The organism is Leisingera sp. ANG-S5 (assembly GCF_000813925.1).
GTDB lineage: Bacteria > Pseudomonadota > Alphaproteobacteria > Rhodobacterales > Rhodobacteraceae > Leisingera.
The window spans coordinates 284,997-304,780 of sequence record NZ_JWLH01000010.1 but is presented as its reverse complement, the minus strand read 5'-3'; the positions used below and the strand labels follow the sequence as shown (position 1 = coordinate 304,780).

Below are 19,784 nucleotides of genomic sequence, written 5' to 3'. Positions count from 1 at the left end.
ATGAGTCCATATTTGGACCTATTCCAGTGGATCAACTGGCCCTAACCGGACACACCACTGCCCCCTAAACCAGAGTCAATTCCCGGCAGTCTGGCCCGGGCGGAATATGCGTCTCACTCAGGAGCAAAACCCATGAAAATGACCACCGAAGAAGCCTTCGTCAAAGTGCTTCAGATGCACGGCATCGAGCATGCCTTTGGTATTATCGGCTCGGCCATGATGCCGATCTCCGACATCTTCGAGCCGGCGGGCATCACCTTCTGGGATTGCGCCCACGAGGGATCCGGCGGCATGATGGCAGACGGTTATACCCGCGCCACCGGCAAGATGTCGATGATGATCGCGCAAAACGGCCCCGGCATCACCAACTTCGTCACCGCTGTCAAAACCGCTTACTGGAACCATACCCCGCTGCTGCTGGTTACCCCGCAAGCCGCAAACAAGACCATGGGTCAGGGCGGCTTCCAGGAAATGGAACAGATGCGCATGTTCGCCGACTGCGTCTGCTACCAGGAAGAAGTGCGCGACCCGTCCCGCATGGCAGAGGTCCTGAACCGCGTGATCATGCAAGCCAAGCGCAACTCTGCTCCGGCCCAGATCAACGTGCCGCGCGACTACTTCACCCAAGTCGTCGACATCGAGCTGCCGGCGGTTGTTGATTTTGAACGCCCCGCAGGCGGCACCGATGCGGTCAATGAGGCAGCCGAGCTGCTTTCGAACGCAAAGTTCCCGGTCATCCTGAACGGTGCCGGCGTTGTTATCGGCGGCGCGATCCCCTCCTCGATGGCCCTGGCCGAGCGCCTGGACGCCCCGGTCTGCGTTGGCTACCAGCACAACGACGCCTTCCCCGGCTCGCACCCGCTGTTCGCTGGCCCGCTGGGCTACAACGGCTCCAAGGCCGGCATGGAACTGATCTCCAAAGCCGACGTCGTTCTGGCCCTGGGCACCCGCCTGAACCCGTTCTCGACCCTGCCCGGCTACGGCATCGACTACTGGCCGACCGACGCGAAGATCATCCAGGTTGACATCAACCCGGACCGCATCGGCCTGACCAAGAAAGTCACCGTCGGCATCGTCGGCGACGCCAAGCAGGTTGCAGACACCATCCTGGGCAAACTGTCCGGCACCGCAGGCGACGAGGGCCGCGACGAGCGCAAGGCGCTGATCGCACACACCAAATCCTCCTGGGCGCAGGAACTGTCCTCGATGGACAGCGAGCAGGACGATCCCGGCACCACCTGGAACGAGCGTGCCCGCGCTGCCAAGCCTGACTGGCTGTCGCCGCGCCGTGCATGGCGTGCGATCCAGGCCGGGCTGCCGAAGGATGCGATCATCTCCTCCGACATCGGCAACAACTGCGCCATCGGCAACGCCTACCCGTCGTTTGAAGAAGGCCGCAAATACCTGGCCCCCGGCCTGTTCGGCCCCTGCGGCTATGGCCTGCCGGCGGTTGTCGGTGCGAAAATCGGCTGCCCAGACGTTCCGGTTGTCGGCTTCTCCGGCGACGGTGCCTTCGGTATCGCAGTGACCGAACTGACCGCAATCGGCCGCGAAGAATGGCCCGCCGTGACCCAGGTTGTCTTCCGCAACTACCAGTGGGGTGCTGAAAAGCGTAACTCCACCCTGTGGTTCGACGACAACTTTGTCGGCACCGAGCTGGACACCCAGGTGTCTTATGCCGGTATCGCCAATGCTTGCGGCCTGAAAGGTGTTGTTGCCCGCACTCAAGAAGAGTTGACCGACGCCCTGCGCCAGGCCTGCGAAGACCAGAAAAAGGGTATCACCACCCTGATTGAAGCGATGATCAACCAGGAACTGGGCGAGCCCTTCCGCCGCGACGCGATGAAGAAACCGGTTCAGGTTGCAGGCATCAGCAAGGACGACATGCGTCCGCAGAAAGTCTAAGACCATGGATTTGCCCTTTGACCTGTCCACCGGCCAAGGGGCATTTTTGGCCGCCGCGTTATTCGCGGCGGCCGTTATCCGGGGCTTCTCAGGTTTCGGATTTTCCGCGATTTTCATCATTTTGGCAGCCTTGACAACCAACCCGCTGCCGCTGATCCCGGTGGTGTTTTCCTGCGAAATTGCCATGACCGCCTTTCAGGCACGGGACATCCGCCCGCATATCGACTGGCACCGGGCCATTGCCCTGCTGGCAGGCGCCGCCATCGCCACCGTGCCCGCCATCGCTATCATGGCGCGGCTGGGGGAGCAGGAAGCCCGGCTGGCAATCTCGAGCCTGATCCTGGTCCTCAGCCTGGTTCTGCTGAGCGGCTGGCAACTGGAGCGCCCCGTGGGGCGCAACGGCAATGTAGGCGTAGGTGCCATTGCAGGCATTGCCAACAGTGCCGGCGTCGGTGGCCTGCCCGTGGCGGCCTTTCTAACCGCGCAGCCGGTTCCGCCTGCGGTGTTCCGGGCCACGATGATCGTGTTCCTGACCGGCATTGACCTGATGGCGCTTCCGGTTATGGCCGCAAACGGACTGGTCGGACCGGAAACCCTGACGGGCATCCTGCTGGCCTTTCCCATTCTGGGCCTCGGCATCTGGGCCGGGTCCCATAGTTTCAAGGCGGTCTCGCAAAGGCTGTTCCGCCGCGCGGTGGTTCTGATGCTGACCGCGCTTTCGCTGATCAATATCGCGCGGCTGGCGTTCTGATACCCGCCCTGCCCCGAAACCGTTGTTACAGGACCTGACCCTCGTGACCCAAACCTTGTCCCCGCTCGAACTGCTGAAGGCCGAAGCCCCGGCGACCCGTCCCGTTGTTGCGCTGAGCGAGGGCACTGACCCCCGTGTGGTTGCAGGCGCTCTGGCCGCGCATCAGGCCGGCATCGCCGATGTGATCCTGGTCGGCCCGCAAGCTGAAGTCGAAGCCGCGCTGCAAGCCGAGGGCGCCGAAGCCAGCGAAGGCGTCGCGATCCACGACCCGGCCGCCTCGGATCTGACTGCAAGCTTTGCGGCAGAGTACTATGATCTGCGCAAACACAAGGGCGTGGATGAGGCAAAAGCCCGAGCTGCAGCTGAAACCCCGCTGGTCTATGCCGCCATGCTGGTACGCTTGGGTCATGCTACCGGCACCGTCGGCGGTGCCGTGCATACAACCGGCGACGTGGTGCGCAGCGCGATCCAAGTAATCGGTATGGCGCCGGATGCAGGCATGGTCTCTTCCTTTTTCCTGATGTACCCGCCTGCAAGCGCGCCAGAGGATGCCCGCGCGATGCTCTATTCCGACTGCGGACTGGTGATTGACCCAAGTCCCAATGAAATGATGTCGATCGCCGCTGCCTCAGCACAGTCAGCCAGCACACTTATGCGGGTGGATCCTAAGCTGGCCTTTCTCAGCTTCTCCACCAAGGGCAGCGCCAAGCACCCGGCAGTGGACAAGGTGACTGAAGCCCTGGCGCTGTTCCAGGACACACACCCGGACCTGCCAGCCGATGGCGAACTGCAATTCGATGCCGCCTTCGTACCGTCGGTGGGTGAACGCAAGGCACCCGGCTCCGGCGTCGCAGGCCAGGCCAACGTGATGATCTTTCCCAACTTGGATGCCGGTAACATCGGTTACAAAATCACCCAACGGCTAGGCGGCTACTCCGCCATCGGCCCGGTTCTGCAGGGACTGGCCAAACCCGCCAACGACCTGTCGCGCGGCTGCAGTGCCGAGGATGTCACCCAGATCATCGCCGTCACCATCCTGCAGGCTACGGGCGCCAAGCGCCCGGAAATTTGAACAAATGTTCCAAAAGACTAAACCGTTGCAGAACACTATTCCCATATTGAGGCTTTCCGTCATACGGTCGCCCGAAACACCCAACAGGACCCGCCCATGACTCATCAGCAGCCAATCCTGAACACCTCGCCTAAGGTTTCGGATGAGATCCGGAAGACCACCTGCTACATGTGCGCCTGCCGCTGCGGCATTAATGTGCATATGAAGGACGGCAAGGCCGCCTACATCGAGGGCAACCGCGACCACCCGGTCAACAAGGGTGTTTTGTGCGCCAAAGGGTCTGCAGGCATCATGCAGGTCAACGCCCCCTCTCGGCTGAGGGCGCCAATGATGCGAACCGGGCCGCGGGGGTCGGGGCAATTCAAGGAAATCACCTGGGACGAGGCTCTGGCCATTGCCGTGGGCTGGCTGGAACCGATCCGCCATGAGGCACCGGAACAGCTGGCGTTTTTCACCGGGCGCGACCAGTCGCAAAGCTTCACCAGTTTCTGGGCGCAAAGCTATGGCACGCCGAACTATGCCGCGCATGGCGGCTTCTGCTCGGTCAATATGGCGACCGCTGGCATCTACACCATGGGCGGGGCGTTTTGGGAATTCGGCCAGCCCGACTGGGAACACACCAAGCTGTTCATGCTGTTCGGCGTGGCAGAGGACCACGACTCCAACCCGATCAAGATGGGCATCGGCAAGATCAAGAAGCGCGGTGCGCGGGTGATCGGCGTCAATCCGATCCGCTCCGGCTATAACGCGGTGGCGGATGACTGGGTCGGCATAACTCCCGGCACTGACGGCCTGTTTATCCTGTCGATGATCCACGTGCTGATGAAGGCCGGCAAGATCGACCTCGACTATCTCAGCCGCTTTACTAACGCGCCCGTGCTGATCAACGCGTCAGAGGGGCCGGACAAGGGCCTGTTCCTGCGCGACGATGATGGCAAGATGCTGGTCATCGACCGCAATACCGGCCAGCTGACCCCGTTTGACCAGCCCGGCGTGCGCCCGGACCTGTCGGCGGTCTACGAAAAAGACGGCGCCATCCATCGCCCGGTGTTCCACCTGATGGCCGAGCGCTACCTGGCGGATGAATACGCCCCTGAAGCGGTGGCAGACAAATGCGGCATCCCGGCGAAACGCATCCGCGCCATTGCCGGTGAACTGGCCCGCGTCGCCTTTGACGAGGCGTTTGAGCTGGATGTTGAATGGACCGATTTCCGCGGTGAGAAACACTCCAAGATGACGGGCCGCCCGGTCTCCATGCACTCGATGCGCGGGGTTTCGGCACACGCGAACGGCTTCCAGACCTGCCGCGCGCTGCATGTGCTGCAGATCCTCTTGGGCACCGTCGAGGTTCCCGGCGGCTTCCGCTTCAAACCGCCCTACCCCAAGCCGGTTGAGGCGCACCCGACACCGCACTGCAAATCTACGCCCGACACCCCTCTGGACGGCCCGCACCTGGGCTTTGTCCGCGGCCCGGAGCACCTGGCATTGAAGGAAGACGGCAGCCCCGCACGCATCGACAAGGCCTTCACCTGGGAAAACCCAATGTCGGCCCATGGCCTCATGCACATGGTGATCTCCAACGCGCATGCGGGCGATCCCTACAAAATCGACACGCTGTTCATGTACATGGCCAACATGTCGTGGAACTCCTCCATGAACACCAAGGGTGTAATGGAGATGCTGACCGACAAGGATGAAAACGGTGATTACAAGATCCCGCATATCATCTACTCGGATGCCTATTCGTCGGAGATGGTGGCCTTTGCCGATCTGATCCTGCCCGACACCACCTATCTGGAGCGCCACGACTGCATTTCGCTGCTGGACCGCCCGATCTGCGAAGCGGATGCAGCGGCAGATGCCATCCGCTGGCCGGTGATTGAGCCGGACCGGAATGTCCGCGGCTTCCAGACGGTGCTGATCCAGCTCGCCAACCGGATGAAGCTGCCGAACTTCACCAACGAGGACCGGACGCCCAAGTGGAAGGATTACGCCGACTACATCGTCAACCACGAGCGCAAGCCGGGTATCGGCCCGCTGGCAGGCTTCCGCGGTGAAAACGGCGACAAGGAAGGCCGCGGCGCAGTGAACCCTGAGCAGCTGGACAAATACATCGAAAACGGCGGTTTCTACGTCGCCCACATCCCGGACGGCGCGGACTACTACAAACCTTGGAACACCGCCTATCAGGACTGGGCGGTGGGCATGGGCATCTATGACAGCCCGCAGCCCTATCTGTTCCAGCTTTATGTGGAGCCGATGCGCAAGTTCCAGCTGGCTGCAGAGGGCCACGGCGAACGCCAGCCCCCCGAGCATCTGCGCCAGCGGGTGAAGGACGTCATGGACCCACTGCCAATCTGGTACGAGACCGACCAGCAAGGCAACGAGGGTTTTACAGTCAACGCGCTAACCCAGCGCCCGATGGCGATGTACCACTCCTGGGGCACCCAAAACGCCTGGCTGCGGCAGCTGCATGGACGCAATCCGCTATATGTCCCAACCAAGCTGATGCGCGAGCATGGGCTGCAGGACGGCGACTGGGCCAAGGTCACCTCGCCGCACGGGGAAATCACCGTGCCGGTGATGGAGATGGCGGCACTCAATGACAACACCGTCTGGACCTGGAACGCCATCGGCAAGCGCAAAGGCGCATGGGCACTGGAACAGGATGCGCCGGAGGCCACCAAGGGCTTCCTGCTCAATCACCTGATCCACGAATTGCTGCCCGCCAAGGGCGACGGCATGCGGTGGGCGAACTCAGACCCGATCACCGGCCAGGCGGCCTGGTTCGACCTCAAAGTCAAAATCGAAAAGGCCGCGACGCCTTCTGACCTGCAGGAAAGCCAGCCGGCCTTCCCGGCGCAAGAGTCCCCGGTCGGCACCGGCCCGAAAGAACTGAAGTGGAAAGTAGGCAAATGACCGAGCTCCCCAACTCCACAGAACGCAAGATGGGCCTGGTCATCGACCTGGACACCTGCGTCGGCTGCCATGCCTGCGTGATCTCCTGCAAAGGCTGGAACACGGAAAACTACGGCGCGCCGCTCAGTGATCAGAATCCCTATGGCGGCGATCCTTCAGGCACCTTCCTGAACCGGGTTCACTCCTATGAGGTGCAGCCCGCGGACGGCCATGCGCAGCTGATTCATTTCCCCAAGTCCTGCCTGCACTGCGAGGACGCGCCTTGCGTCACCGTCTGCCCCACCGGCGCCAGCTACAAGCGCGCCGAGGACGGCATCGTGCTGGTGAACGAGGACCACTGCATCGGCTGCGGCCTTTGCGCTTGGTCCTGCCCGTATGGCGCGCGGGAACTGGACTTGGCCGAGGGCGTGATGAAGAAATGCACACTCTGCGTTGACAGGATCTATAACGAGAACCTGCCGGAGGTGGACCGCATCCCCTCCTGCGTGCGCACCTGCCCCGCAGGCGCGCGGCATTTCGGCGATCTAGGCGACCCGGACAGTGATGTCTCTAAACTGGTGGCAGAGCGCGGCGGCATGGACCTGATGCCAGAAATGGGCACCAAACCGGTAAATAAATACCTGCCGCCCCGCCCCAAGGACCAGATAGAGGAGCAGATCGACATTCTCGCCCCGCTGCTTGCGCCGGTTGCTGAGGAGCCGCAGGGCTTCATGGGCTGGCTGGACAAGGCCCTCGACAAACTTCCGGGAGGAGCGAACTGATGCATCCTGCACCCTCAGTCATCATCTTTACCACCCTGTCGGGTCTGGGTTTTGGCCTGCTGTTCTTCCTCGGGCTCGGTCAGCCAGCTGTGACCGGCACAGTAGCCTTCGTGTTCTATGCCATTGCCTTTGGCCTGGCCTGCGGCGGCCTGTTGGCCTCGACCTTCCACCTGGGCCACCCGGAGCGCGCCTGGCGCGCCCTCACCCAGTGGAAAACCAGCTGGCTCAGCCGTGAAGGCGTCTGCGCGGTCGGAGCTCTGATCGTCATGGGTCTTTATGCGCTTGGCGCAGTCTTCATGGACAGCCAGTGGACTCTGCTGGGCTTGATCGGTGCGGCATTGAGCCTGGCCACCGTCTTCACCACCTCAATGATCTACACCCAATTGAAAACCATCCCGCGCTGGAACATGGAATTGACGCCTGCAATGTTTCTGTCTTTCAGCCTGGCAGGCGGCGCGCTGCTGGCCGGAGCGGAGTCGGTGGCGCCCTGGCTGCTGGCCATCGCAGGCGCGGTGCAGCTGGCCTATTGGACCAAGGGCGATAAGGCGCTTGAAAACTCTGGCACCAGTCTGGGCACCGCCACCGGCCTTGGCGACCGCGGCGCGGTCCGCGCCTTTGAACCGCCGCACACCGGCTCCAACTATCTCTTGCGCGAGTTTGTGCATGTGGTCGGCCGCAAGCACGCGCAGAAGCTGCGGATGATTGCCTTTATCCTCGGCTTTGCCCTGCCGCTGCTGCTGATCTTGACCCCGGTTCAGGGCATCGTGATCAAGCATGTGTTTGCCGCCCTCGCGGTGCTGTCACATCTCGCAGGCGTCGCCACCTCACGCTGGCTTTTCTTTGCCCAGGCCGAACATGTGGTTGGCCTCTACTACGGCAAACGCTGATATCTACCGGGGCGCCGAAGGGGCGCCTCAATTTTTTGAAGTATTTTTTACCGTAGGTGTCACAAACGCCCTGGCTGCCTCGTCCTGTTCCTGAAGCGATTAGAAAGGAACAGAACTATGACCCAACGCCTAGACTACTTCGCCATTGCTCCCGAACTGTTCCAGCCGATGCTGGAGCAGGAGAAGCTGTTCAAGGACAGCACGCTGGAGCACAGCCTGGTGGAACTGGTGAAACTGCGGGCCTCGCAGATCAACGGCTGCGCCTTCTGCATCCACATGCACAGCCACGACCTGCGCGCACATGGTGAAAGCGAGGACCGGATGCAACTGCTGAATGCATGGCGGGAATCCTCTCTCTACTCGAAGAGGGAACGTGCCGCGCTGGCCTGGTGCGAAGCGCTGACGCGGGTGGAAACAACCGGTGCCCCGGATGCGGATTACGAGGAAGCAACCAGGCTGTTCTCTCCACGTGAGCAAGTGGTGCTGACACTGTTGATCAGCGCCATCAACGCATGGAACCGCATTGCAATCGGCTTCCGCACCCCGCATCCTGCCGCTGAGGAGGCCAACGCCGCGTGACAGCTCAGGAAAGGGACGAAGGAACCGACGCGTTCCTGACAGCGCGGCCGCGATTGTTTGCGGCCGCCTACCGGATGCTGGGCACGGTCAGCGACGCCGAAGACATCCTGCAGGATGCGTTCCTGCGCTGGCAGACAGCACCCCGGAAGGACGTGCAGGACCCTACAGGCTACCTGATGCGGATCACCACCCGGCTGTGCCTGGACCAGCTGAAATCGGCCCGGGTGCGGCGCGAGACGTATCCCGGCGAATGGCTGCCGGAGCCTCTGCTGACCGAGGACGTGGCTGATCAGTTGGATCATGACGTCTCGATTGCCCTTCTGCTGGCACTGGAAACCCTTTCACCGCTGGAACGCGCTGCCTTCCTGTTGCATGACATCTTTGACAGCTCATACGGTGACATTGCCACCGCCCTCAACCGCACCCCTGACGCTTGCCGGCAGCTCGCTGCGCGGGCACGGCGCAAAGTGCAGAAGCTGCGGCCAGAGCGCCCCGCGGACCCGGATCAGGGGCGGGAATTGACCGAGGCCTTCTTTCGCGCGTCCAGAACCGGTGACACAGCAACGCTAACCCAGCTTCTGGCGCAGGATGTGCAGCTGATCTCTGACGGCGGCGGCAAGGCGATGGCCGCCCTCAATCCGATTTACGGCCGGGACAAAGTGCTGCGGCTCATGGAAGGTATCGCACGCAAGTTTGCCAACACGCTTCCGAAACGCTGGCGTTTTTGCCGCCTTAACGGCCTCCCGGCAGTGCTGAACCAAGCGGAGGAAGGTATCCTGCAGGCGACGTCTTTGGAAATCACAAATGGCAGGATCACAAAGATCTATGTGACCCGCAATCCGGATAAAACCCGGCATCTGGCTGGTGCTCTGGACTAAAGGGGGCAACCCCTCTTGTCCTAGTAGAGCAATTCAACCCGGAGTGTTTCAAACCAGAAAGAAGCAAAAAGGGCGGCACTCCAGTGGAGGCCGCCCTGACGGGTTCGATCTTTGGAGAGGAGTTACAGCAAGCCAGCGTGCAGCATGGCTGCATCAATCGCTGCTTTGGTGCTGTCTTCCAGCGTGGTCAGCGGCGAACGCACCTCTTCGCTGCACATGCCAAGCTTGGACAGACCGTATTTCGCCCCTGCAAGGCCTGGCTCGATGAAGATCGCTTCATGCAGCGGCATCAGCTTGTCCTGATACTCCAGCGCCGTGGCATAGTCGCCTGCCAGCGTGGCGGCCTGGAACTCAGCACAAAGTTTCGGCGCAACATTTGCGGTCACCGAGATACAGCCAATGCCGCCATGCGCGTTGAAGCCCAGCGCAGTGGCGTCTTCACCGGACAGCTGCACGAAGTCCTTACCACAGGCAGCGCGCTGCTGGCTGACTCGGGCCAAGTCGCCAGTGGCGTCCTTCACCCCGATGATGCGCGGCAGCTTGGCCAGCTCGCCCATGGTCGCAGGTGTCATGTCGACAACCGAACGGCCGGGAATGTTGTAAATGATGATCGGCAGCTCGGCGCAGTCATGGGCGGCCTGGAAGTGCTGCACCATGCCGCGCTGGGTCGGCTTGTTGTAATAAGGGGTCACAACCAGCGCCGCATCGGCACCGACCTTCTTGGCGAACTCGACAAAGCGAATCATCTCGACAGTGTTGTTTGAGCCTGCACCCGCGATTACCGGCACCCGGCCGGCTGCTGCCTTGACCGTTTCTGCGATGACCATCTCATGCTCGTCATGAGTCAGGGTCGGGCTTTCACCAGTGGTGCCGACAGGCACCAGTCCGGTAGAGCCTTCGGCAATCTGCCATTCCACCAGACGTTTGAGCGCATCCAGATCCAGCTCGCCGTTCGAAAACGGGGTAACGAGTGCTGGCATAGAGCCTTTGAACATGGGCACGCTCCCTTCGCTGCAAGTGCAGGCGGCAATCCGCCGCCGTCAAGATACGGAATGCCGGTGATTTGAGTTGATACCGGCACGCCAATGAGTAACGTTCAAGCCTCTATCCCCGGACCGTTGGAAAATGCAAGAGATGACACGCATCCTGGCCCTTATTCTGCTGATTGCGGCTGCCCTGCCTGGGGCATCTGCCCAGGCGCGCGACCTGGGCAAGGCGCTGGACCTGATGCGGTCGGAGAAGTGGGCAGGCGCAGCCCGCGAGGCAGGCAAGCCGAAAAGCGTGGCACACGATATCATTGAATGGCACCGGCTTCGGGCTGGGCTGGGTTCCGTCAGCGATGTGATGGCGTTTCTTCAGCGGCGCCCGGACTGGCCTGGACTGGACTACCTACGCCGCCAGAACGAGGACGCCATTGCCGCCACCGGGCGTGAAACTATTTTGGCCTTCTATGCCAAGCAGCGTCCGCAAACCGCCGAAGGTGCGCTGAGCTTGGGTAAGGCCCTTATAACAGACGGCCGCCACGGCGACGGTGAGGCGGAAATTGTGCTGGCTTGGCGCACCATGGCAATGGGCAGCGCTATTCAGGATCTCTATCTGCGGGACTTCAGCAAGTTGCTGAAGCCGCACCATGCCGCCCGGCTGGACCGGCTCTTGTGGGAGGATCATCTGGTCAGTTCCAAGCGGATGCTGCCGCTGGTGCCCGAGGGTGAGCGCAAACTGGCCGAAGCCCGCATTGCCTTACAGGAGCGTGCCGCCGGCGTGGATGCAAAAATCGAAGCCATTCCCGCCAGCCTGATGGGTTCAGCTGGACTTGCTTATGACCGTTTTTCTTGGCGCGACCGCAAGCGGCTGCAGGAGAGCGCGATAGAAATGCTGTTAGATCGCAGTACCAGTGCCGAAAACCTGGGGGAGCCGGAAAAATGGCTGCGCCGCCGCCGCGATCTGGCCCGCCAGGTGATGCGCGACGGCGAACATGAGCGCGCCTATCAGTTGGCGGCCTATCATTTCTCCACGCCCGATGACGGTTACGGCTATTCCGACTGTGAATGGCTGGCAGGTTACATCGCATTACAGAAACTGCACGACCCGGAACTGGCTGCGGTGCACTTCCAGCGTTTTCTTTCCTCCGTCGAGACCCCAATCTCGATCGGCCGCGGCGGCTATTGGCTGGGCCGGGCCTATGCGGCAATGGGAGAGGCCGACAAGGCACACGAGGCTTATGCGAGGGGTGCGGAATACCAGACGTCTTTCTACGGACTGCTGGCCGCCGAAAAACTGGGACGCCCCTTTGATCCTGCCCTGGTGACACCCGCCCCCATGCCGGACTGGCGCGAGGCGGCATTCATGCAGTCCTCGGTGGCAGAGGCCGGGTTGCAACTGCTGAAAGCTGGCGATCTGGCGCTGGCCGAGCGCTTTCTTACTCATCTGGTCGAAACCCTGCCACCGGTACAGGCGCGCCAGCTGGGACAGATGGCAGTGGACATGGACCAGCCGCATCTGGCGGTGATGATCTCCAAACGCGCAGCCCGTGGCGGAGTGGAGCTGGAGGGCGCCTACTACCCGCTGCACCCCGTTGCCGAGCGGCAGCTTCCCATGGCCGAAGAAATGACCTTGGCTATTGCGCGGCGGGAAAGCGAATTCGACCCGGCGGTCATCAGCCATGCCGGTGCGCGCGGACTGATGCAGGTAATGCCGGCAACGGCCAAGCTGGTGGCGACCGAGCTGGGCATCCTGGCAAACCACAAGACCTCCCGCCTGACCGCGGAGTGGGACTACAACGCCAGGCTGGGGGCCAATTACCTGGCAGGCCTAGCCGGCAAGTTCCGCGGCAACGTGGTGATGATGGCGGCCGGCTACAATGCCGGCCCGCACCGCCCCATTGCCTGGATGGAACGCTATGGCGATCCCCGGGACGGTGACCCCGATATCGTTGACTGGATCGAACACATCCCCTTCAACGAGACCCGGAACTACGTGATGCGTGTGACCGAAAGCCTGCCTGTCTACCGCGCGCGGCTGGGCAAGAAGCCGCTGCCGGTGCCGTTTTCAAAGGAGCTGAAGGGCTCAACCCTTCACGCGTTCGCGCCATAGGGTGAACAGGCCTGCCGCGATGATGATGCCCGCACCGATGGCGACGTTCGTTCGGATCACTTCACCGAACACCGCCATGCCCAGCATCGCCGCCCAGATCAGGTGAAAATAGGCAAATGGCTGCACTGCGCTGGCCTCGGCCATTTCATAACACTTGATCAGCAGCCAGTGGCCGGTCACGCCCGAAACGCACAGCAGCGCCATCCAGAACCAGTCGCCCTGGCTCATCGGCTCCCAGAACCAGATGCCGATTGCGGTCATGAAGACCATGCCGGCAACCCCGGTCCAGAAGAAACTGGTGGCGGTGCTGTCCTTGCGCGCGGCGTAGCGCGTCACCAGCCCGTAAACGGCAAACATCAGCGCCGAGATGAACGGTATCACCGCGGCCGGGTTGAACACGCCCATGCCCGGCTGCAGGATAACCAGCACCCCGATCAGGCCGACGCCGATCGCCGCCCAGCGCCGCCAGCCGACGCTCTCGCCTAGAACCGGGCCGCTCAGCGCTGCCACCAGCAGCGGATAGCAGATGAACACTGCCTGGCTCTCGATCAGGCCGAGCACGGTAAAGCCATAGACCGCCACGCAGATTTCCCCGACCAGCAAGACGCCGCGGAAGATTTGCAGCCACGGCTGATCCGTACGGGCTGCCTCCTTGATCCCGCCTTTGGCCCGTGCCGCAAGGAACACGACAAATGCGGCAAAGAACCAGTAGCGGACCATTACGACCATGTAGGTGTTGTAGGTGCCCGCCAGGTGGCGCGAGATACCGTCCTGCAGGGCAAAGACGATGGTGGCGCCGATCATCAGCAGAATACCCAGCGGCACGTTGTTCTGTTGCACCCGAGGCTGAGGCAGGCTTTTGGGCTGTGGAACCATGCTCATCGCAGTACCGCCTTTGTCATATGCCGCTTGCGCCCGTAGCCGGGGATGCGGGTCACTTCAAATCCTGCCGCTTCCAGCCCGCGGCGGACAAAACCTGCCGCCGTGTAGGTCGCCGCCGAGCCGCCGGGCGCGGTATGCGCCGCAACCTCCGCCATCAGCGACTCTTCCCACAGTTCGGGATTCTTGGCCGGAGAAAACCCGTCCAGAAACCAGGCATCCGCCTGCCCTGTCCACTCCGGCAGCGACATCCGCGCGTCACCCTGGATCACCTCCAGTTGCAGACTGCCCAGATCACAAGCCCCGGTGCCCTGCCACTTGGCCAGAAACCGCTGCGCCCAGGGGGCGACCGCAGGAAACGCCTCCAGTGCCTTGGCCATGTCGGCGGGCACCATCGGAAAGGCTTCGAAACTGGTAAAGCGCAATGGCTCTTCCTGCCCTGCCGCTTCCCAGGCACGCCAGGCCGCCAGCATGTTGAGGCCGGTGCCGAAGCCGAGCTCGGCGATATGAAAGCCCAGCGCAAACCGCGATGGCAAATCGTTACCGGCCAGGAACACATGCTCCGTCTCCGCCAGCCCGTCCTGGATCGAAAAATAGGGATCATCAAACTGATCCGACACTGGAACAGTGCCATCGCGCCAGCTGAGGCGGGCCTGCTGGTCTGCCATGTTATAATCCCCTAAGTGAGTGTTTGGAACGGCGCGACACTGGCGAAAGGATACCAAAATGGCAATGGCAGATGTAACGGTGCGAGGGGCGGGTATTTTCGGCCTGTCGATCGCCTGGCTCTGCGCCCGCCGCGGCGCGCATGTGCAGGTGGTGGACCCATTCGGCGCAGGTGCCGGCTCCAGCGGCGGCCTGGTCGGCGCCCTGGCTCCGCATGTGCCGGAGAACTGGAATCCCAAGAAACAATTCCAGCTAGAAAGCCTGCTGATGGCAGAAGGCTTCTGGCAGGAAGTTGAGGCCACCGGCGGTGTTTCTCCGGGCTATGGCCGCACCGGGCGCTTGCAACCCATCAACGACGAACGCTCACTAGAGCTAGCCCGCAACCGCGAAATATCTGCCCGCGACCTATGGAAAGATGAGGCCGAATGGACAGTCTGCAAGGCTGGCAGCCTCGGCCCCTGGGTGCCACCCAGCACTACAGGCTATGTCATCCATGACACCCTCAGCGCCCGCATGCACCCTCGCCGCGCCTGCGCTTCGCTGGTTTCTGCGCTCGCAGTGATGGGAGTTGAAGTGCAGGAGGAAGCAGCAGATCAGGGCAAGGTGGTACATGCCAAGGGCTACGCGGGCCTCTTGGAGCTGAACGAAAACTTCGGCAAAACTGTCGGCGGCGGCGTCAAGGGCCAAGCAGCACTGCTGCGCTTTCACGAGGGCGAGGTGCCGCAGCTTTATGCGGACAGCCTGCACATCATCCCGCATGCAGACGGCACCCTGGCGATCGGCTCCACCAGCGAGCGGGAATTTGACGACGGAAAAGCTACCGACGCTCAACTGGACGACGTGATTGAGCGCGCCCGCGCAGCGGTGCCGGTGCTGCACGGGGCTGAGGTGATCGAACGCTGGGCAGGTGTCCGCCCCCGTGCCAAGTCACGTGCCCCGATGCTCGGAGCCTGGCCTGGGCGGAACGGCCATTACATCGCCAATGGAGGTTTCAAGATCGGTTTTGGTATGGCTCCCAAGGCCGCCCATGTGATGGCGGACTTACTACTGGAGGAAAAAGACAGCATCCCAGAGGGCTTCCGGGTGGAAAACAACCTCTAACACCCGTTTTGACGAGTAAACCGGTTCCTTGAAAGGTTTTCAGCGGGCTCCCGGCGCCGCGCTGGCGGCGCCGCATCCAAGCCGCCAATCGGCCCCAAGGGAAGCTTCAATCGCGGGAGCACGCAACCTGCCTGCCCCCTTCACTTTCAACGAGACGCCTCGGCCCGCAGCTTCTGCATAAGCTTGGTTAGTGTGGCTTCATACTGCTCACTTGTCAGCCGCCCCTGTTCGTCGAATTGCTTTCCAGACGCCGCTAGGTGCACCTCTGGTCCGGTAATCAGCCTCGGCTGAAACGGCACCAGAAAACCGCGCAGGATCATCTGCGCCCGCTCGCCCCCGGCCCGGCCTGCCGCCGCCGACATCACTGCCACAGGTTTGTCCGCCCAGGGGCTGCCCTCGGTGCGGCTGACCCAATCGAGCGCATTCTTCAGTACTCCCGACGGCCCCTTGTTGTATTCCGGCGTAGAGATCGCCACCACATCCGCAGCCGCAATTTGATCCGCAAGAGCCTGCACCGCAGGCGGGATCCCCTCTGCCGCTTCCGCATCGCCATCATAGAGCGGCAAGTTCAGATCGGCTTCCACGACAATGGCCGGGCCGAACACCCGCGCCGCTTCAGCCAGTAGCCTGCGATTGGTGGCCTCTCGGCGCAGCGAGCCGGAAATGGTCAGCAGGACAGGGTCAGCCATGGGGAGTTCCTTCTGTTAGCGTCTCGTGTTGCCCCATCATGTAAGAGGCCGCCTCCAGCATGAAACAGCCATACCCGCGCAAGCAATGTGCAGCGTTGCGTAAAGCCGCTACACCGGAACGAAAACAGCCCATCCCTTGCGGGACGGGCTGCAATTCGTGCCGCAAGGGCCAGGTCAGGCGGCTTGCGGGATCACCACCACCTCGACGCGGCGGTTGCGGGCCTTGCCTTCCGGTGTCAGGTTCGAGGCCACCGGCTGTTCCTCGCCGCGGCCGATGATGCGCATGCGGTGATAAGGCACACCGCCAGCTGCAATTTCACTGGCGACTGCATTTGCCCGGCGCTCAGAAAGGCCCTGGTTGTAACCTGCATCACCATCGCTGTCGGTATGGCCGATAACCTGGATGGTGCTGTTGGGGTATCGCACGAGGCTGTTCGCCACGCGGCGCAAATCGCCCTGCACGGCCGGCGAAACCGCGGCACTGTCAGTGGCAAATGTCAGATCGTTCGGGAATGACAAGATCAGCCGATCGCCAGTATTGACGATGGTGATATCATCGTTCGACAGGTTCTGGCGCAGCTCGCGCTCCTGCGCATCGAGCTGATTGCCAATCACGCTGCCGGCGGTCGCACCAACCAGCGCACCGGTCACCGCACCTAGGCCGCGATCGGAATCATTGGCAATCGCACCAACGCCAGCGCCGATGATACCGCCAAGAACCGCACCCTTTTGAGTGTTGCTGCCCGGAGTGCCGACAGTTGCGGGATCGGTACAAGCGCCAAGTGTCAGGGTTGCGGCGACAATACCAGCCGTGGTGAGTTTCATCTGCATCATAAAATTGCCTTCTGCTTTCTAAGCTCCGGGCAGCGCCCGGCAGTCTGCTCGAATATCGGGATGTCGCGCCACGTTCTCAAGGCAAAGCGTTTTCATTTAGGCGGATTACCGCGCAAAAAACGAAAACCACATGCATTTTCAGGGCGCAAAAGCAAAGTTCCAGCCCTCCTGTTCCATCCACAGTTTACGCAAGGCAGCAGCCTCGGCGGCGAAATCCACTTCCCGCAATTCCGCGGCCAGCATCCGGTCAGTACGGAAATGCCTGAAACCGCCACGCAGCTCGCACCAGGCAGCCAGCATGGTGCACTCGATGTGATAAATCAGGGCAAGCGGCCGCAAGGTGCGGCGGCTTTCACCCCTTTCAGGGCTAAGATACGTCAGATGCAGTTTGCGGCTTTCCCGCACTGCCTGGCGCAGCAGGGCCTTGGAGACGCAACCCTGCTGCGGGTCATCCAGCGGTGCACCCCAAGGGGCAACCTGCAGCCAGTCGGCGGTCGCATGCACATCCTTGATCTTGTGGCTCACCCGCTCCGCTGCTTTCTGCAAGGCTCCATCGCCCGTGCGCATCAGCATCGCCAATCCCACATGCAGCGCCTCCAGCTCCTCCTCATCGAAATTGAGCGGCGGCAGATCATAGCCCTTGCGCAGCATGTAGCCGATCCCTGCTTCCCCCTCCACCGGAGTGCGCATTGCCTGGAGGGCAACGATGTCCCGGTAGATGGTGCGTTTGGACACTTCCAGCTGTGCCGCAAGATCCTCTGCCCGCACCGGTGCTGAGGCGGAACGCAGGATTTGGATGATCTCGAACAAACGGCCGGTGCGGGGCATTGGCGGGGCTCCAGTGACATTCTGCTGACACACTAACACACACCACTGACAACAGCATGTCAGCAGGGGTCTGATTTTCTGGCCACCGGAAAAGGAGGAACCCTATGCTGAGCTACGATTGGATTGTGATGATTACCCTGGGTCTAGACCGCTGGGACAGCAGGCAACGTGCTTTTTCTCCGCATGAGATTGAGCGTGAGGAAGCGCGAAAGCACCACGAAGCCCGACAGGCCTTTAAGCCCGCAGCACCTAGCCTGCTGCAGCGCCTATTCAGCCGGCAGCGCACATATCACCTGCCGCAGCCTCCTCATCCCGCGCAGCCTCAAAGGCGAGCATCGCGCGTTTGACCGGAAGCCCCCAGTGATAGCCGCCCAGTGCGCCGGATTTCCGCAAGGCGCGGTGACAGGGGATCAGCCAGCTGACAGGGTTGCGTCCGACTGCTGTGCCAACTGCGCGCACGGCCTTGGGGGCGCCGATGGCATGGGCCAGTTCTGAATAAGTGGTAACATGGCCTGACGGGATACGCAGCAGCGCCTCCCATACCTTGATCTGCAAAGGTGCACCGATCATGTGCAGCGCAGTTTCCCCCTTTTGGGCAAAGGCTGCCTCTGCCAGGGGCCGCAGGGCCGCGGGGTCCTCGATGAACTCTGCCTGCGGCCAGCGGGCGCGCATATCGGCCATGGCAGGTTCGGCGCCAGTCTCGGCAGCAAATGCCAGTCCGCAAATACCCTTTTCCGTACCCATCACCAGAGCAAGCCCAAAGGGGCTGTCAAACCAGCCCCAGAAAATCTGCAGGCCGTCCCCCTTGCGGGCATATTCGCCAGGGCTCATCGCCTCCCAGCGCAGAAACAGATCATGCAAGCGCCCGGAGCCAGACAGCCCTACTGCATGTGACGCCTCCAGCGTGGTGAACCGGTCCCGCAGTAGTGCTTTGGCATGGCCCAGCCGCAAGTATTGCTGATAACGCTTTGGGGAAACACCCACCCAGGCCGAAAACACCCGCTGAAAATGCGTGGGGCTCATATCCATGCGAACCGCCAGCTGCTCCAGTGTCAGATCCTCGCCGCCATCGTCGATCAGCTCAATCGCCCGGCGCATGACACCATAGTGATAGGAGTTTTCCCGCGCTTCGATATTCATCGGTCCAGCCTGTTTCGTGGTTGTGTATTCAACATACTCCGGCCCAACACTGCAATCGACCCGGAACTTGCGGGTTTTCCTACTAGGCAGGAGCCCGCAGCAGGAAAGGCGCAATTTCAATTGCTCTTTGACACCCGCTCTGTACATATGGCGCGCGATGGCAAAGCAACTCGATTATCATACGCTGCGCGAGATCTTCACGCGCTTTCAGGCAGCCGAGCCCGAACCCAAGGGTGAACTGGAACACGTCAACGCCTACACGCTGGTCGTTGCGGTTGCACTGTCGGCACAGGCAACCGATGCAGGGGTCAACAAGGCGACCCGTGAGCTGTTCAAGATTGCCGACACCCCGCAAAAGATGCTGGATCTGGGCGAGGAACGCCTGATCGAGTATATCAAAACAATTGGCCTCTACCGCAACAAGGCCAAGAATGTGATCAAGCTGTCCAGGATCCTGGTCGAGGACTACGGCGGCGAAGTCCCGAATTCCCGCGCTGCGTTGCAATCCTTGCCCGGCGTGGGGCGTAAAACGGCCAATGTTGTATTGAACATGTGGTGGAAACAGCCTGCGCAGGCGGTGGACACCCACATCTTCCGAGTCGGCAACCGCTCAGGCATTGCGCCGGGCAAGGATGTGGATGCCGTGGAACGCGCGGTGGAGGATAACATCCCCGCGGATTTCCAGCAGCATGCCCATCACTGGCTGATCCTGCACGGCCGCTATCACTGCAAGGCGCGAAAACCGATGTGCGGAACCTGCATCATCCGCGATCTCTGCATGTTTGAAGACAAGAACCTGTAA

18 protein-coding genes are annotated in these 19,784 nt (G+C 61.8%); 11 read left to right on the top strand and 7 right to left on the bottom strand.

From position 1 onward, the window contains the following. Positions 1-132: 132 nt before the first annotated feature. The 8 genes from xsc to RA25_RS16020 all read left to right on the top strand — a co-directional run bounded on the left by xsc (position 133) and on the right by RA25_RS16020 (position 9,752). A complete protein-coding gene (gene xsc, locus RA25_RS16055) occupies positions 133-1,905 on the top strand; it encodes a sulfoacetaldehyde acetyltransferase (RefSeq protein ID WP_019297253.1) in 1,773 nt (590 codons plus the stop codon). Positions 1,906-1,909: 4 nt separating this feature from the next. Further along, positions 1,910-2,656: a sulfite exporter TauE/SafE family protein gene (locus tag RA25_RS16050; RefSeq protein WP_039149530.1), complete on the top strand. Its 747-nt coding sequence runs from the start codon at positions 1,910-1,912 to the stop codon at positions 2,654-2,656. A gap of 43 nt (positions 2,657-2,699) precedes the next feature. After that, a complete protein-coding gene (gene pta, locus RA25_RS16045) occupies positions 2,700-3,728 on the top strand; it encodes a phosphate acetyltransferase (protein WP_039173741.1) in 1,029 nt (342 codons plus the stop codon). 96 nt (positions 3,729-3,824) lie between these two features. Then, positions 3,825-6,647, top strand: a complete 2,823-nt coding sequence (locus RA25_RS16040) for a molybdopterin oxidoreductase family protein (protein ID WP_039173739.1) — start codon at positions 3,825-3,827, stop codon at positions 6,645-6,647. Beyond that, complete coding sequence (locus RA25_RS16035) at positions 6,644-7,408, top strand: 4Fe-4S dicluster domain-containing protein (protein ID WP_039149537.1); 765 nt, start codon at positions 6,644-6,646, stop codon at positions 7,406-7,408. Before RA25_RS16040 ends, RA25_RS16035 begins: the two co-directional genes overlap by 4 nt. Further along, entirely contained in the window at positions 7,408-8,295 is an 888-nt protein-coding gene (locus RA25_RS16030) for a dimethyl sulfoxide reductase anchor subunit family protein (protein ID WP_039173737.1), read from the top strand. Before RA25_RS16035 ends, RA25_RS16030 begins: the two co-directional genes overlap by 1 nt. A 117-nt stretch (positions 8,296-8,412) precedes the next feature. Continuing rightward, complete coding sequence (locus RA25_RS16025) at positions 8,413-8,874, top strand: carboxymuconolactone decarboxylase family protein (protein WP_019297259.1); 462 nt, start codon at positions 8,413-8,415, stop codon at positions 8,872-8,874. Further along, on the top strand, positions 8,871-9,752 hold the full coding sequence (locus RA25_RS16020; RefSeq protein ID WP_039173735.1) for a sigma-70 family RNA polymerase sigma factor: 882 nt from the start codon (positions 8,871-8,873) through the stop codon (positions 9,750-9,752). Before RA25_RS16025 ends, RA25_RS16020 begins: the two co-directional genes overlap by 4 nt. 122 nt (positions 9,753-9,874) lie before the next feature. Here the strand turns inward: RA25_RS16020 and dapA are convergent, their stop codons facing one another. Beyond that, on the bottom strand, positions 9,875-10,747 hold the full coding sequence (gene dapA, locus RA25_RS16015; RefSeq protein WP_039173733.1) for a 4-hydroxy-tetrahydrodipicolinate synthase: 873 nt from the start codon (positions 10,745-10,747) through the stop codon (positions 9,875-9,877). A gap of 139 nt (positions 10,748-10,886) precedes the next feature. Here dapA and RA25_RS16010 point away from each other — a divergent pair, with 139 nt between their 5' ends. Next, the gene (locus RA25_RS16010) at positions 10,887-12,845 is read left to right on the top strand and encodes a lytic transglycosylase domain-containing protein (protein WP_039173731.1); all 1,959 of its coding nucleotides are present in this window, start codon (positions 10,887-10,889) and stop codon (positions 12,843-12,845) included. On the opposite strand, the gene RA25_RS16005 is transcribed toward RA25_RS16010, so the two are convergent. Both RA25_RS16005 and mnmD read right to left on the bottom strand, forming a co-directional pair. Next, on the bottom strand, positions 12,819-13,727 hold the full coding sequence (locus RA25_RS16005; protein WP_039173729.1) for a DMT family transporter: 909 nt from the start codon (positions 13,725-13,727) through the stop codon (positions 12,819-12,821). The genes RA25_RS16010 and RA25_RS16005 overlap by 27 nt on opposite strands. Further along, positions 13,724-14,392 (bottom strand): tRNA (5-methylaminomethyl-2-thiouridine)(34)-methyltransferase MnmD, encoded by a 669-nt coding sequence (gene mnmD, locus RA25_RS16000; protein ID WP_039149552.1) that lies wholly within the window; start codon positions 14,390-14,392, stop codon positions 13,724-13,726. Before mnmD ends, RA25_RS16005 begins: the two co-directional genes overlap by 4 nt. A 58-nt stretch (positions 14,393-14,450) precedes the next feature. On the opposite strand from mnmD, the gene RA25_RS15995 reads away from it, so the two are divergent. Further along, positions 14,451-15,491 (top strand): NAD(P)/FAD-dependent oxidoreductase, encoded by a 1,041-nt coding sequence (locus RA25_RS15995; protein ID WP_039173727.1) that lies wholly within the window; start codon positions 14,451-14,453, stop codon positions 15,489-15,491. Positions 15,492-15,637: 146 nt separating this feature from the next. Here the strand turns inward: RA25_RS15995 and RA25_RS15990 are convergent, their stop codons facing one another. From RA25_RS15990 to RA25_RS15975, 4 genes are all read right to left on the bottom strand, one after another. Continuing rightward, positions 15,638-16,180, bottom strand: a complete 543-nt coding sequence (locus RA25_RS15990) for an NADPH-dependent FMN reductase (protein ID WP_039173725.1) — start codon at positions 16,178-16,180, stop codon at positions 15,638-15,640. 174 nt (positions 16,181-16,354) lie between these two features. Further along, on the bottom strand, positions 16,355-17,014 hold the full coding sequence (locus tag RA25_RS15985; protein ID WP_019297267.1) for an OmpA family protein: 660 nt from the start codon (positions 17,012-17,014) through the stop codon (positions 16,355-16,357). 138 nt (positions 17,015-17,152) lie between these two features. After that, entirely contained in the window at positions 17,153-17,842 is a 690-nt protein-coding gene (locus RA25_RS15980; RefSeq protein WP_019297268.1) for a helix-turn-helix transcriptional regulator, read from the bottom strand. Between the two features lie 270 nt (positions 17,843-18,112). Beyond that, positions 18,113-18,982, bottom strand: a complete 870-nt coding sequence (locus tag RA25_RS15975; protein ID WP_039173723.1) for a methylated-DNA--[protein]-cysteine S-methyltransferase — start codon at positions 18,980-18,982, stop codon at positions 18,113-18,115. A gap of 157 nt (positions 18,983-19,139) precedes the next feature. Here RA25_RS15975 and nth point away from each other — a divergent pair, with 157 nt between their 5' ends. Next, on the top strand, positions 19,140-19,784 hold the full coding sequence (gene nth, locus RA25_RS15970; RefSeq protein ID WP_039173722.1) for an endonuclease III: 645 nt from the start codon (positions 19,140-19,142) through the stop codon (positions 19,782-19,784).

Coding starts and splice junctions, on each gene's coding strand:
- mnmD (WP_039149552.1), bottom strand. CDS start 14,392: ATGGCAGACCAGCAGGCCCGCCTCAGCTGGCGCGATGGCACTGTTCCA.
- xsc (WP_019297253.1), top strand. CDS start 133: ATGAAAATGACCACCGAAGAAGCCTTCGTCAAAGTGCTTCAGATGCAC.
- dapA (WP_039173733.1), bottom strand. CDS start 10,747: ATGTTCAAAGGCTCTATGCCAGCACTCGTTACCCCGTTTTCGAACGGC.
- RA25_RS15995 (WP_039173727.1), top strand. CDS start 14,451: ATGGCAATGGCAGATGTAACGGTGCGAGGGGCGGGTATTTTCGGCCTG.
- RA25_RS15985 (WP_019297267.1), bottom strand. CDS start 17,014: ATGATGCAGATGAAACTCACCACGGCTGGTATTGTCGCCGCAACCCTG.
- RA25_RS15990 (WP_039173725.1), bottom strand. CDS start 16,180: ATGGCTGACCCTGTCCTGCTGACCATTTCCGGCTCGCTGCGCCGAGAG.
- RA25_RS15975 (WP_039173723.1), bottom strand. CDS start 18,982: ATGAATATCGAAGCGCGGGAAAACTCCTATCACTATGGTGTCATGCGC.
- RA25_RS16035 (WP_039149537.1), top strand. CDS start 6,644: ATGACCGAGCTCCCCAACTCCACAGAACGCAAGATGGGCCTGGTCATC.
- RA25_RS16050 (WP_039149530.1), top strand. CDS start 1,910: ATGGATTTGCCCTTTGACCTGTCCACCGGCCAAGGGGCATTTTTGGCC.
- RA25_RS16040 (WP_039173739.1), top strand. CDS start 3,825: ATGACTCATCAGCAGCCAATCCTGAACACCTCGCCTAAGGTTTCGGAT.
- RA25_RS16005 (WP_039173729.1), bottom strand. CDS start 13,727: ATGAGCATGGTTCCACAGCCCAAAAGCCTGCCTCAGCCTCGGGTGCAA.
- RA25_RS15980 (WP_019297268.1), bottom strand. CDS start 17,842: ATGCCCCGCACCGGCCGTTTGTTCGAGATCATCCAAATCCTGCGTTCC.
- nth (WP_039173722.1), top strand. CDS start 19,140: ATGGCAAAGCAACTCGATTATCATACGCTGCGCGAGATCTTCACGCGC.
- RA25_RS16025 (WP_019297259.1), top strand. CDS start 8,413: ATGACCCAACGCCTAGACTACTTCGCCATTGCTCCCGAACTGTTCCAG.
- RA25_RS16010 (WP_039173731.1), top strand. CDS start 10,887: ATGACACGCATCCTGGCCCTTATTCTGCTGATTGCGGCTGCCCTGCCT.
- RA25_RS16030 (WP_039173737.1), top strand. CDS start 7,408: ATGCATCCTGCACCCTCAGTCATCATCTTTACCACCCTGTCGGGTCTG.